Annotated in this window: 10 protein-coding genes and 1 riboswitch; all 10 genes read left to right on the top strand. The window is 43.6% G+C overall.

Annotated features, from left to right (window positions below; all coding sequences use genetic code 11):
• The first annotated feature begins 184 nt into the window (after positions 1 to 184).
• The 10 genes from FTV88_RS02225 (at position 185) to FTV88_RS02180 (ending at position 13,935) form a co-directional block, all read left to right on the top strand.
• Positions 185 to 1,849, top strand: coding sequence for a methyl-accepting chemotaxis protein (locus tag FTV88_RS02225; protein ID WP_153724201.1), 1,665 nt, complete (start codon positions 185 to 187; stop codon positions 1,847 to 1,849).
• Positions 1,850 to 1,981: 132 nt separating this feature from the next.
• Positions 1,982 to 2,089, top strand: a riboswitch (SAM riboswitch).
• Positions 2,090 to 2,168: 79 nt separating this feature from the next.
• Positions 2,169 to 3,455: a homocysteine synthase gene (locus FTV88_RS02220; protein WP_153724200.1), complete on the top strand. Its 1,287-nt coding sequence runs from the start codon at positions 2,169 to 2,171 to the stop codon at positions 3,453 to 3,455.
• Positions 3,456 to 3,465: 10 nt separating this feature from the next.
• The gene (gene metX, locus FTV88_RS02215) at positions 3,466 to 4,641 is read left to right on the top strand and encodes a homoserine O-acetyltransferase MetX (RefSeq protein WP_153724199.1); all 1,176 of its coding nucleotides are present in this window, start codon (positions 3,466 to 3,468) and stop codon (positions 4,639 to 4,641) included.
• Between the two features lie 277 nt (positions 4,642 to 4,918).
• Positions 4,919 to 6,592 (top strand): AMP-binding protein, encoded by a 1,674-nt coding sequence (locus tag FTV88_RS02210; RefSeq protein ID WP_153724198.1) that lies wholly within the window; start codon positions 4,919 to 4,921, stop codon positions 6,590 to 6,592.
• Positions 6,593 to 6,761: 169 nt separating this feature from the next.
• Complete coding sequence (locus FTV88_RS02205; protein ID WP_153724197.1) at positions 6,762 to 7,916, top strand: S8 family peptidase; 1,155 nt, start codon at positions 6,762 to 6,764, stop codon at positions 7,914 to 7,916.
• A 47-nt stretch (positions 7,917 to 7,963) separates the two neighbouring features.
• Positions 7,964 to 11,545 (top strand): DNA polymerase III subunit alpha, encoded by a 3,582-nt coding sequence (locus FTV88_RS02200; protein ID WP_153724196.1) that lies wholly within the window; start codon positions 7,964 to 7,966, stop codon positions 11,543 to 11,545.
• A 103-nt stretch (positions 11,546 to 11,648) separates the two neighbouring features.
• Positions 11,649 to 11,882 carry a trp RNA-binding attenuation protein MtrB gene (gene mtrB, locus FTV88_RS02195; RefSeq protein WP_153726469.1) on the top strand — a complete coding sequence of 78 codons (234 nt, stop codon included), beginning with the start codon at positions 11,649 to 11,651 and terminating at the stop codon, positions 11,880 to 11,882.
• Positions 11,883 to 11,937: 55 nt separating this feature from the next.
• Positions 11,938 to 12,138, top strand: a complete 201-nt coding sequence (locus FTV88_RS02190) for a glutamate decarboxylase (RefSeq protein WP_153724195.1) — start codon at positions 11,938 to 11,940, stop codon at positions 12,136 to 12,138.
• Entirely contained in the window at positions 12,138 to 13,001 is an 864-nt protein-coding gene (gene accD, locus FTV88_RS02185) for an acetyl-CoA carboxylase, carboxyltransferase subunit beta (RefSeq protein WP_279236984.1), read from the top strand. The genes FTV88_RS02190 and accD overlap by 1 nt, the downstream gene beginning before the upstream one ends.
• Positions 12,982 to 13,935: an acetyl-CoA carboxylase carboxyltransferase subunit alpha gene (locus FTV88_RS02180; protein WP_153724193.1), complete on the top strand. Its 954-nt coding sequence runs from the start codon at positions 12,982 to 12,984 to the stop codon at positions 13,933 to 13,935. Before accD ends, FTV88_RS02180 begins: the two co-directional genes overlap by 20 nt.
• Positions 13,936 to 13,939 lie beyond the last annotated feature (4 nt).

Below are 13,939 nucleotides of genomic sequence, written 5' to 3'. Positions count from 1 at the left end.
AAAGAAGGTTATAGAATAGGTTATTGTTGAATAAAGGAAAACCGCCTTGTGACGATAGGAAGTCCAGGGCGGTTTTATTATTTCAAGTACGACAAAATATGACACAATGTTCAAAAGATTTTTGCTATAATATATTATTATTAGTGGACATAGAATCCATAAAAAATGAAAAGGAGCTGGTTTCATGGTCATAGCAATGAAAAACAAGCGGGACGACCAAGACCTTCTTAAGAGGCCAGAAGCCAGCGCCTGTCGAGAACTGGCTGCTTCTCTGGCTCAAGAGATGGCAACACTGTTACAAACGAAAGAGGTAGCAGAAGTAGAAAGTCAGATTCGTCAGATTTTTGATCGTCGTCTTGGAAATTTTGAGTATATTTTGCTCGTTTCCCCCCAAGGTCGTTCACTCATACATACGAATCGGCTACGGGAAGGCGTGACCTTTTTAGATGCCGTTGGCAAAGCCGGTGTAGAATCCTTAAAGCCCCTTGAGCAAGTGTATTATCGTAATACTGGTGAAGTATTAATTGATGCCAGCCACCCTGTTATGATTAATGGGAAAAAAGCATATACCCTACGTGTCGGTGTGCCTTTCCGTCACAAAGGGATTTTTCAGAAAGTTCTAACGACAGCAGCGCTGCCGGCGATTGTTGGTATAAGCACCATGTTTGCCATGATTGCGGCCGGTGTACAGGAACTATTTATGATTGGAATTGTGACGTGGTCAATTTTTTTGGTAACCTCTTTAATCACTGCTTTTCTATTTTATAGCTCTGTTCAAAAGTCTTTAGAAGCTATACAACAAGCCTCTAAAGCGATTAATCAGGGTGATATGACTCGAAGAGTAGAAGAAGAGAGTCGTGATGAACTAGGGCAATTGGCTTTAGAGATGAACAAATTATCGATTGGGCTGAAAAGTATTTTAGAAACGGTCGATCGCTCGGCGCAATCGGTAGACGATACTTCTACACTCTTAGCGAATGCCAGTCGTCAAGTGGCTATGGCTACGGAGCAGATCTCAACAAGTGTTGACGATCTTTCCCAGCAGACGAATAATCAACAGACTTTACTGAACAATACGCAACTTATTACTTCAGACATGAATCAGACGGTACAAGCCATAACCAGGGCTGCTCAAAAAGCTTTTGAAACAGGAGAAAAAGTAAGTGCAACGTCAGACGAAGGCCTTACTCAAGTAGGAGAAGCCAAAAAGCAGATGGAAGAGATCCAACAATCAGTTACGCAGACTTTGTTGATTATGAACAACTTAGAAAAGGAAGCCATTCAAATTACGAAAATTACAGAAGTTATCAACAACTTGTCTTCTCAGACACAGATGCTCGCCTTAAATGCAGCCATTGAAGCAGCTCGAGCAGGCGATCAAGGACGTGGTTTTGCTGTTGTTGCAGAAGAAGTGAGGAAGCTTGCCGAAGAATCAGCTCGGTCCAGTCAATCTATTATGACTATCTTAAAAAACATTAACGAGCAGATTGAACGCTCTGCCCAATCCATGAACCTCAATCACAAGGTTGTAGAATCGGGTAGTGCTAAGATGAATCAAGTAAGCCAGATTATGGTAAAAATGAACCAGGCTTCGAACAACATTGGCACAGTCTTACAATCCAATCTTGAAAAAGCATTGCAGTTGCAGGATAAAGCAGTGCAAGTGACGGAAAATATAAATCATGCCAATAAGACGGCTGGCCATATTGCAGACGATGCAACCAATATTGCGACCGTCTTACAAGAACAAATGGCTGCGAGTGAAGAGCTGGCTGCTTCTGCAGAAAAAACAAGTGATGTAAGTAGTGAACTTTTATGGATGATACGACGTTTCAAAATCAAACCATAGCACTTTCAACCTCTGCAACAAAGGCTAGAAAAATTCAATTTTCACTTTTGTAAGTGCAATCGTTAACAACGTGAAAAGATTGACGCACTATCCTATTTACGTTACAATTGGGAAGGTATTCAACAAAATAAAAGCTCATCAAGAGAGGTGGAGGGAAAGGGCCCGATGAAACCCGGCAACCAGTTCGATGTGATCACGGTGCCAATTCCTTCAGGATCGAAAAGTCCTGACAGATGAGAGATTGGATAAAAGCTCTTCGTCTGCGAAGGGCTTTTTTTATCAATAAAAATTCACTGGAGCGGAAGGAGACGCTAGATTTATGAATGAGAAACAATTCCGGTTTGACACCCTGGCCTTACATGCTGGACAAAAAGCAGATTCGGAAACGTTATCGAGAGCTGTGCCCATCTATCAAACAACATCCTACCTTTTTCGCGATACGGAGCACGCTGCCAATCTTTTCGCCCTGAAAGAACCTGGTTATATCTATACGCGCATAACCAACCCTACCATTGGTGTGCTAGAGGAACGACTCGCTGCTCTAGATGGTGGAGTGGGAGCCCTTGCTCTTTCTTCTGGGCAGGCCGCCATTACCACAGCTATTATGAATATTGCTGGTGCTGGTGATGAAATCGTAGCCTCCACGAGCCTCTATGGTGGAACGTACAATCTCTTTGCACACACACTTCCCAAATATGGAATTGTAGTTCGCTTTGTTGATCCTTCAGATCCCGAAAACTTTCGTTCAGCCATCAATGAGAAAACAAAAGCTCTTTTTGCAGAAGCCATTGGCAACCCCAAAGGTGACATTCTTGATATAGAAAAGGTATCTGCTGTGGCTCACAGTGCAGGCATTCCTTTGATTATAGATAACACCTTGCTTACACCTTATCTCTGCCGCCCTCTTGATTTTGGTGCTGATATTGTTGTATATTCAGCTACAAAATTTCTCGGTGGTCATGGCACATCCATCGGTGGTATTATTGTCGATGGTGGCAAATTTGACTGGGCCCAAAACGAACGTTTCCCTGGATTTACCAACCCCGATCCCAGCTACCATGGTTTAGTCTATAGCAAAGACATTGGCCCAGCTGCTTACATTATCAAAGCGCGGGTGCAATTGCTCCGAGATATGGGCATGTGCATCAGTCCTTTTAACGCCTTTTTGCTTCTACAGGGCATTGAAACCTTGTCACTGCGCATGGACCGCCATGTAAGCAATACCCGAAAAATTGTTACTTTTTTAACAGAACATGATCAAGTAAGTTGGGTCTCTTATCCCGAATTACCAGGCCACCCTTCTTATGATCTTAGCCATAAATACTTGCCCAAAGGCGCAGGCGCCATTTTTGCTTTTGGCATTCAAGGTGGACTGGAAGCAGGAAAGCGCTTTATCGACAGTCTACAAATCTTTTCTCATCTGGCCAATGTGGGAGATGCGAAATCACTGGTCATTCACCCCGCTTCTACGACACACAGTCAGCTTACAGAAGAAGCACAACGTGATACTGGCGTTACGCCTGATCTCGTAAGGCTTTCTGTCGGTTTAGAAGACGGACAAGATTTAATTGAAGATCTGGATCAAGCTTTAAAGCTTGATAAATAGGAGGAAAACAATGTATCAAGGGGCCTCGCGGTTTTCCGTAGCCAGTTCAGCGCGGGAGCTGATCACGAAAACTGAACACTTTACCTTTGCGATCTCTCCTGAAGAAATGGTGCTGGAATCAGGACACCGACTAGGCCCGATCACCCTAGCCTACGAAACCTACGGCACCTTAAATGAAGGGCGATCCAACGCTATATTAGTGGCTCATGCACTGACAGGCGATCAGCACGCTGCTGGCAAATATGATAAAAGTGACAAGGCGGCAGGCTGGTGGGATGATATGATCGGACCAGGCAAAACAATCGATACCAATCGCTTTTTTGTCATCTGCTCAAACGTCCTAGGTGGCTGTCGAGGAACGACCGGTCCAAGTAGTATCAATCCAGCAACGGAGATGCCTTATGGGATGAACTTTCCCGTCTTTACCATTCGTGACATGGTTCGAGCCCAAAAAGCGCTCGTGCAACATTTGGGTGTAGAACGACTGCTCTGTGTCATCGGTGGTTCTATGGGTGGTATGCAAGTGCTTGAATGGGCTGTAACCTATCCTGATCAGATAGACGGGATTTTACCCATTGCTACAGCAGGTCGTATGACTGCCATGGGCATTGCTTTTAATGAAGTAATGCGGCAATCAATTATGTTAGATCCCACCTGGAACCAAGGTAACTACTATCCAGAAGTGGGACCCGCGCAGGGACTTTCCATTGCACGGATGCTCGGAATGATTACCTATCGAAGCGATGAGCTGTTCAATCTTCGTTTTGGCAGAAGAATGGTTCACACACACCCTGATGAATACTTTCGCTTTGATAGTCGTTTTGAGATAGAAAGCTATCTACACTACCAGGGCGATAAGTTGGTCAAGCGTTTTGACGCTAACAGTTATTTGTACCTTTGTAAAGCCATGGATTTACATGATATAGGTCGTCGCAGAGGTGGCTTGGCCAAAGCACTCGGACGTATCAAAGCAAAAACTCTATTCGTTGGCATTGACTCTGACTGGCTCTACCCACCTTCCTACATGATTGAAATGGCACATTTAATGGAGAAGAAGCGAAAAGATGTGGAGTACAAAGAACTAAAAAGTCCTCATGGTCATGATGCTTTTTTGATTGAATTTGATCAGATGAGTCCAATTATTAGGGACTTTATTTTTGAACTTGCTGAGAGCAGAGGTTTGTAACCTTTTGCAATTGACTCAATCAAAAGACTCCTTATAAGTGAAACCATTGTTATTTGCACAGCCTTTGCACAAAGGCTGTCTTTTTTTTGTTGAATATTTGTCGAAACTTCTTGCCTTACACAAGGAATTTGACGTGATTTCTAGAATAAAAAAATCCTCATAGACAAAATCGACCAGTTGAGTTTTTCTCCAATCAGGTGACTTCATCTTCAATCTCGTGACTTAGATGAGAGTTCACGAGATATCGTTATAGTATTGTAGGGAGGAATGAATTATAGTGACAGAACCATTAAAGGTGACAATTGGTGATCTACTGGATCAAAGGACGGCCCTCAACCCAGATAAAGAAGCGCTTATATATACTGATGAGAGGAATCTTCGTCTCACATATCGACAGTTTCAAGAGAAAGCCAATGAAGTAGCCAAAGGCTTGATGGCTTTAGGTGTACAAAAAGGTGACCATATTGCCATATGGGCAACGAACTATCCAGAGTGGCTCTACACACAGTTTGGAAGTGCCAAAATGGGAGCCGTTCTTGTAACAGTGAACACAAACTATCGTTCTTACGAACTGGAATATTTATTGCGCCAGTCCGATAGTACTACATTGCTCATGATTGAAGGATATCGAGACAATAATTATGTAGAAATCATCAAAGAACTTTGTCCGAATCTAGAAGAAACAGAGCCTGGAAAAACCCAGTCTAGCCTTCCATTACTTAAAAATATAATCTTTATTGGCAAAGATGCAACGCAGAAACACCCTGGTATGTTTAGCTGGAATGATCTCATTGAGATGGGCAAAAGCATTTCCGATGAAGAGCTAGCAGCGCGACAAAAATCATTGCACTATGATGATGCAATCAATATGCAATATACATCGGGAACAACAGGTTTTCCCAAAGGTGTCATGCTTAGTCACTTTAACATCATTAACAACGCCAAAAAAGTGGCAGAAGCACAAAACTGGGGCGACAATGAACGACTCTGTTTCCCCGTTCCTTTATTCCATTGCTTCGGTTGTGTGATGAGTTCTCTAGCCTCTGTTGTCAAAGGTGCAACCATGGTTCCCCTCGAAACATTTGGTCCACGAGAAGTACTAGAAGCTGTAGAAAAAGAACGCTGTACTGTTCTCTATGGCGTCCCCACGATGTTTATCGCAGAACTAGAACATCCAGACTTTGAACAGTTTGACCTTACCTCCCTGCGCACTGGCATTATGGCGGGCTCGCCTTGTCCTATTGAAGTTATGAAAAAAGTCGTGCATAAAATGGGTGCCAAAGAAATTACTATCGCCTATGGACAGACAGAATTCTCACCCGTCATAACGCAAACAACACCTTACGATAGTTTAGAACGTCGTGTTTCTACTGTCGGCAAAGCTTTGCCTGGTGTAGAAGTAAAAATCGTAGACCCAACAACAGGCGAAGAAGTACCAAGAGGCGTGCAAGGTGAACTTTGCGCTCGCGGTTTCGGCACCATGATTGGCTATTACAAAAACGAAGAAGCGACGGCCAGAGCCATCGACGAAGACCAATGGCTTCACACGGGAGACTTGGCCATTATGGATGAACAAGGCTACTGCAAAATCACAGGCCGTTCCAAGGACATGATCATCCGAGGTGGAGAAAATATCTACCCTCGAGAAATTGAAGAATTCTTCTACAGCCACCCTAAAGTACGAGATGTCCAAATCGTGGGCGTCCCTGATCCGAAATACGGTGAAGAAGTCTTGGCCTGCATCATTCTCAAAAAGGGTGACGAAGCTTCAGAAGAAGAAATCCGTCAATATTGCCAAGGTAAAATATCACGCCATAAAATCCCACGCTACATTCGCTTTGTAGACAACTACCCCATGACCGCTTCTGGTAAGATTCAAAAATTCAAACTCAAAGAAACTTTCATCAAAGAATTGGGTCTAGAAGAAGCAGCGAACATCGAAACAGCATAAATCACAATGAAGGGAACCAGCAAACGCTAGGTTCTCTTTTTTTATTCTTTGGAGAGATTTTTGTAAAAAAACTATCTTTAAGGTCACCTTGTGGAAAAAGGTGGAATAGAATAGGCATTACAAAGCGACGAAAAAAGGTAACAAAGAAGGAAAGGAAAGGGAGTAAAGCATGCAGAATTTTAGAATCCCCCTGTTTAAAACCCTTTCAGTAAATATAGAAAGTCCAACGAGCATACCACCTAACATCAAACTCATCGGTGCACCGGAAATCTGGCCGAGGACCAAAGGACATCGCATGGTCATCGCCTTATTAGACTCAGGCATTGAACGAGACCATCCTGACTTGCGAAAGCGAATCATTGGTGGTAAGAATTTTACAGATGGAAAACCAGAGAATTTTGAAGATGACAATGGCCATGGTACCCATGTAGCCGGAATTGTAGCTGCTGCCACGGCAGGCAAAGGCCTCGTTGGCGTAGCACCCGATGTAAGACTTCTTATCGGCAAAGTGCTAGATAAAAAAGGAGAAGGCAGCGTAAAAAGTGTGATCAAAGGGCTGGAGTGGATTTCTAACTGGGAAGGACCGGAAGGGGAAAAAGTTCGAATCGTCAATATTAGCCTCGGCACTTCCAAATACAATAAAGAATTTCACGAAGCCATTCGTAAAGCCGTAGATAAAAATATCTTAGTTGTCTGTGCTGCTGGAAATGAAGGAGATGGCAATCCTAATACAATTGAACGGTCCTATCCGGCCGCTTTTCCAGAAGCCGTCTGTGTTGGTGCTGTTGATATGAATGAAAAAGTAGCTCCTTTTTCCAATTCCAACGATGCCATTGATCTAGTGGCACCCGGTGTTGATATCTTAAGCTGCTGGTTGGGACGACGGTATGCTTCTTTGCGAGGAACTTCTATGGCTTCACCACACGTTGCCGGTGCCGCAGCTTTGCTAACTTCTTTAGAAGAACGAAGACTGGGCCGAAGGCTAACAGAGTCAGAAATATTTGCCCATCTTTTACGCAACACCCGTAGCCTTAATGCACCACCGCGACAAGTTGGTGCTGGTCTTCTCGACTTAAAAGTAGGGTTGCAATCAGAGGGAAAGAAAGAGTCTCAAGAATTTCTATTACCAGAAGCTGTTCAGGTAATGGTAAAAGGCCATAAAAGAAGAATTGGCTGGCAAGAACAGAGAGGATATAGTGTAGAACTGGGATACTTTATCGACAAAAGAGAAGCTCTGAAAGCGGCTCAACAATTCGACAGCTTTCTACAAGGAAGAAAAAATATAAAGCAGGAACCAGGCTGGAACATGAAGAAAAAGATATAGCCAATTTAAGATTTCTTACAAGGTAACTAGATGGGTGGTGACTCCTCTTGCCTCAGCCTTTCGTACACTTGCATACGCATACAGAATATAGTCTTTTAGATGGTGCGGCTCGAATCAATAAGCTTGTTGATCGAGCCGTTGACTTGGCGATGCCTGCTCTAGCTATTACGGACCACGGTGTTATGTATGGTGTCATCGATTTTTATAAAAAAGCGAAAGCGAAAGGGATCAAACCGATTATCGGTTGCGAAGTTTACGTTGCCGCAAGAAATCGAAAAGATCGGGAAGTACAAAAAGATGGAGAACAGCACCATCTTGTTTTGTTGGCCAAAGATCAACAAGGCTATCGGAACTTAACAACCCTTGTATCAAAAGCACACCTAGAAGGTTTTTACTATAAACCAAGAGTGGATCATGAACTGCTCGCCCAGTATAGCCAGGGCCTCATTGCTTTAAGTGCTTGTCTCGCTGGTGAAGTACCGTCCCTGTTGCTACGAGATCAAGAAAAGCAGGCACAAGAACGGGTCGCCTTATACAGTCAGATTTTTGGAAAAGACAACTATTATATAGAAATACAAGATCATGGCTTACCGGAACAAAAAAAGGTGAACCGTCAACTGATCCAGCTCGCAAAAAGTTTTGAGCTTGGACTGGTAGCAACGAATGATGTGCATTATGTAGAGCGCAAAGATGCTTATCTTCAAGATGTACTTATGTGTGTACAGATGGGCAAAACACTGCAAGACAGTGAACGGATGCGGTTTCACGGAGAAGAATTTTATCTTAAAAGTGCTCAAGAGATGGCCTATCTTTTTGGCGACTATCCTGAAGCCTTACGCAACAGCATTGTCATCGCCGAAGCTTGCAATGTAGACTTTACCTTTGGCGTCAACCATTTACCACCTTTTCCGATTCCCCAAGACCCACAGTTTACACAATGGAAAAGACAAAATGAAGCAGTACCTTGGCCTGAACTACCCTGGGAAGAAACAGAGAAATATCTTTTCTTCCTGTGCCGAAAAGGTATGATATGGCGTGACCTAGAAGGAAAAAAAGGCTATGAAGAACGACTGGCTTTTGAACTACAGACCATTTGTCGCATGGGTTTTGCAGGCTACTTCTTAATTGTTCAAGACTTTTGCAACTTTTCGCGTCAAAATAACATTCTCGTTGGACCAGGCCGTGGTTCTGCTGCAGGCAGCCTCGTCTCTTACGTTCTTGCTATTACAGACATAGATCCCCTGGCTTACAATTTACTCTTCGAACGGTTTCTTAACCCAGAACGAGTATCCATGCCTGATATTGACATTGATTTTGACTTCGAACGGCGTGGCGAAGTCATCGAATATGTCGTTCAAAAGTATGGTACGGAGCGAGTAGCACAAATCATTACCTTTGGAACGATGGCAGCTCGAGCAGCCATTCGTGATGTAGGTCGAGTTCTGAACCTACCTCTTTCTGAAGTCGACAAAGTGGCCAAAGCCATCCCTGCTGAATTGGGCATGACCATTGAAAAAGCTTTGCAGATTAGCCCAGAGCTACAAAAACTAAAGCAAAATGAAGCTGTGGAAAAGCTGATTGAGACAGCGAAGGCACTAGAAGGTATGCCGCGACATGCTTCTACCCATGCTGCAGGCGTCGTTATAGCACCGACGCCACTGGTCGATTACTTGCCTGTACAAAGAGGTTCAGAAGAAGGAGCGACTACGCAGTTTGCCAAAGATCAAGTCGAAGAGATTGGTTTATTAAAAGTAGATATTCTTGGTCTCAAAACATTAACTTTACTTGGTGATGTTGTTAAGAAAATAGCCAAAAGCAGAGGCCATCATATCGAACTCAAAAAACTGCCTCTTGATGACGAGAAGACCTATCATTTACTAGGGCGAGCCGACAGTCTAGGTGTCTTTCAGCTAGAAAGCGCAGGATTAAGAGCCATCCTCAAAGAACTCAAGCCGACACACTTTGAGGATATTGTGGCCCTTGTTGCCTTGTATCGACCTGGTCCTCTGCAATCAGGCATGGTTGAAGACTTCATTGCTCGCAAACATCTTCGTAAAGCCGTAGAATATCTTCACCCAGCCTTAGAACCGATTTTACAAGATACCTATGGTGTAATCCTCTACCAAGAACAAGTAATGCGCATTGCGAGTGACCTTGCCGGCTTCACACTGGGAGAAGCCGATATGCTTCGTCGTGCCATGGGCAAGAAAAAACCGGAAGTTATTGCAGGATTGCGTCGACAATTTATCGAAGGAGCAGAAAGAAATAGCATCTCCAGTGAGACAGCAGGACAAATCTTTGACCTCATGGAATATTTTGCAGGCTATGGTTTTAACAAAAGTCATTCTGCTGCCTATGCTTTGATTGCCTACCAGACAGCGTACTTAAAAGCCAATTACCCCGTTGAATTTATGGCTGCCTTGCTTACAAGTGCTGCTGATAGTGCTGAGAAAGTGGCGCAGTATATTGACGCCTGCCGACAAAAAGACATCAAAGTATTGCCGCCTGATGTAAACGCTTCAGAAGTAGATTTCACTGTAGTAAGGGAAGAGAATCAAAAAGATCAAATCCGCTTTGGTCTGGCTGCAGTAAAAAACGTAGGCAAAAATGCTATCGAAGCCATTTTACTCGCCCGAGAAAAAGAGGGTCCTTTTCGTAGCCTCCTTGACTTTTGCATTCGTGTTGATTGTAGACAAGCAAATCGAAGAGTTCTCGAAAGTTTAATCAAAGCAGGCGCCATGTCTTCACTCGGTCAAAGAAGGCCTTTGCTGATGGCACTCGATAAATCTTTAGAAGTGGCTGAGATTCGTCAGCGAGACCTGGCTTCAGGACAGATGAACCTTTTTGACTTTGGCGCTGAAAAAAGTATGGAAGAAGACCAAAAAACCAGTGACTACTTTCCTTTGCCTGCTGTCTCAGAGTTTCCCCATGCCGATCTTTTAACAATGGAAAAAGAATTGCTCGGCTTTTACTTTAGTGGACATCCCTTAGAAGAAGTGCGTCCATACATAGAAAGAAGAACCTCTCTAGCGATTGCCCAGATTCAGCGTGAAATGGATCAGAAGAGAGTTATTCTAGGAGGCTCCATTCATGGACTGCGCAGGACAACGACCAAACGTGGTGAGGTGATGGCGTACTTTACTTTAGAAGACTGGGCTAGTGCAATCGAAGTATTGGTCTTTCCACGCACCTATAACCGCTATAGCAGTCAATTAATTGAAGAAGGAATTATAATTTTAGAAGGAAAGATTCATTACGAAGAAGAAAATAGAAAAGTCTTTTCTGAACGTATTACGCTTCTACAGAAAGATAGTCTTCAACCAGAAGAACCATCGATAGTAGCAAGAAAAGCCCTAGGAAGTCCTGAAACCCAAGAAAGAACAGAGAAGGTGGTGGTTTTGCGTTTGCCTTTTGCTTCCTATGATAAGAAAGTCGCAGAGGGCCTATTGGAAATTCTTCAAAAATACCAAGGATCTACGCCCGTTCAACTTCTTTTCCTGAAAGACTGTAGAGCTTTTCAACTAGCGCAACCTTACTGGATCCAGGAAAGTATACACTTAAAAAGAGAGCTTGAAATATATATTGGTTCCGACGTCATGACGGTTAAAAGGATCCAAAAAAGGGCATAGGAAAAGAAAAAAGAGTTTTTTTTCCAGCTCAATTTGCATTAAAAACCAAAAACATGCTATTCTTAATAAGATCTAGCAATTTAAGAGGGAAGGTGTGTTCCCTTTGCAAGAAAAGGAACAAATTATTGCAGGCGACTACCTCGTTGTTAAAGCATTAGAAAATGGTGTAACTATCATTGGCTTGACGAGAGGCAAAGATACTCGTTTTCATCATTCTGAAAAACTAGACAAAGGCGAAGTCATGGTTGTTCAATTCACTGAACATACGTCAGCCATGAAGATTCGAGGCAAAGCTACGGTTTACACCAAGCATGGAGAAGTTGAAGCAGGTAGTTAAGAAAATAGGGTAAGACAAGCGGTAAAATATAGCCAATTATTGTGAGGTGAACCTTGTGTGGACTGTAGTATATATTGCGCCCAATCGTAGTACTGCTGATACATTGAAAAACGTCCTAACGACAGAAGGACTGCTTGTCATGTTAAGGCCAGTAGGAGTCCCCCACTTGGGTGACTCTGGTTCAGTTGAGATTCTTGTGCCAGAATCAGAAGCAGAAGAAGCTCATGAAATTATTAGTGGGGCCCTCGGTAGTTAATATTTCTAGTAGAGAAAGCTCCTACTCCAGTAAGGAAGGGCGCGGTTCAAATGGATGGTCTATGGATCAAATGTAACCAATGTCAAGAAATTTTCTTGACAAAAGAGCTAGAAAAGAATTATAAAGTTTGTCCCAAATGTGACTTTCATTTTCGGATGACAGCTCATGAACGAGTCCAAATGCTTTTTGATACCGATACTTTTGTGGAATGGGATCGAGAGATTACGTCAAAAGATCCACTCGAGTTTCCAGGCTACAAAGAAAAAGTAGCAAAATCGCAGCGAGACACATCTTTATCGGAAGCCATTCTTACAGGGATAGGCAAGGTAGATGGCCATAATGTTGTTGTAGGTATTATGGATCCTCGCTTTATTATGGCTTCCATGGGCACCGTAGTCGGTGAAAAGATTGTTCGTGCCATCGAAGGCGCCCGTGACCATAACTGTCCTTTAATCCTTTTTTGCGCATCTGGTGGCGCCAGAATGCAAGAAGGCGTTCTTTCTTTGATGCAGATGGCTCGTACCAGTGCAGCACTAAGTAGTCTTGCTGAAAAAGGTGTACCTTACTTTTCAGTACTTACCGACCCGACAACGGGTGGTGTCACTGCAAGTTTTGCTATGCTAGGCGACGTCATCATTGCCGAACCAGGTGCCTTAATTGGCTTTACAGGACCTCGCGTCATTGAGCAAACCATTCGCCAGAAATTGCCGGAAGGTTTTCAACGTGCAGAATTTTTACAAAAGCATGGCATGGTCGATCTCATTATGAATCGAACAGAGATGCGCAAAGAACTGGCAATCCTGCTTGCTTTACATAGAGCAGGAAACGAAGGAGGGAGCAGCGATGGCACCACTGGACTTTGAAAAGCCTCTCTATGAATTAGAAGCCAAGATAGAGGAATTACGAGCTTTTACCCGTGATAAAAACCTCGATCTCGTCGGTGAGATTGTTACTTTAGAGAAAAAGGCGCAGGAACTGAAAAAGAATATCTATCAGAATCTTACGCCCTGGCAACAAGCCCAGTTGGCACGCCATCCTTTGCGCCCTAACAGTGTCGAATATACTCGCTTGCTCGTGGAGAACTTTTTTGAACTAAAAGGGGATCGCCTTTACGGAGATGATCCGGCTATTTTCGGCGGCATTGGTCTTTTTCACAATCGGCCCGTAACCGTTATTGGTCATGTAAAAGGCAGAGACACGAAAGAGAACTTATATCGCAACTTTGGCATGCCTCATCCAGAGGGATACAGAAAAGCACTTCGTTTGATGCGACAAGCCGCTAAGTTCAACAGGCCTATTATCTGTTTTATTGATACACCCGGTGCCTACTGTGGTATTGGCGCTGAAGAACGAGGACAAGCTGAAGCCATTGCACGCAACCTTTTTGAAATGGCCACTTTCCCAGTACCGATTATTTCTGTCGTCATTGGAGAAGGTGGTAGTGGAGGCGCATTGGCCCTTGGCGTAGGCGATCGGCTTTTGATGATGGAGCATGCTATTTACTCCGTTGCTTCACCGGAATCAGCGGCGTCCATTCTTTTTAAAGATTCCACACAGGCACCGAGAGCAGCCAGCGCGATGGGCATCACAGCGGAGCGCCTTTATGAACTAAAGGTGATTGATCGCATTGTTCCTGAGCCTTCAGGTGGTGCTCACCGTGATCCTGCTGGTGCAGCCCAGGAACTAGAAAAAGCCCTAGAAGAAGAGCTATCGGCATTGCTACAATCCAAAGAGGATCTACTCTCTAAAAGATACGAAAAATACCGCCGTATGGGCTTAAATGCATTAGATATCTAAAAAA

The sequence above is a fragment of the Heliorestis convoluta genome (assembly GCF_009649955.1).
GTDB lineage: Bacteria > Bacillota > Desulfitobacteriia > Heliobacteriales > Heliobacteriaceae > Heliorestis > Heliorestis convoluta.
This window is presented reverse-complemented; position numbering and strand designations above follow the sequence as displayed.

Bases quoted from the DNA above. Each gene is read 5' to 3' on its own strand.
- FTV88_RS02205 (WP_153724197.1), top strand. From the start codon at position 6,762: ATGCAGAATTTTAGAATCCCCCTGTTTAAAACCCTTTCAGTAAATATA.
- FTV88_RS02180 (WP_153724193.1), top strand. From the start codon at position 12,982: ATGGCACCACTGGACTTTGAAAAGCCTCTCTATGAATTAGAAGCCAAG.
- metX (WP_153724199.1), top strand. From the start codon at position 3,466: ATGTATCAAGGGGCCTCGCGGTTTTCCGTAGCCAGTTCAGCGCGGGAG.
- FTV88_RS02225 (WP_153724201.1), top strand. From the start codon at position 185: ATGGTCATAGCAATGAAAAACAAGCGGGACGACCAAGACCTTCTTAAG.
- FTV88_RS02220 (WP_153724200.1), top strand. From the start codon at position 2,169: ATGAATGAGAAACAATTCCGGTTTGACACCCTGGCCTTACATGCTGGA.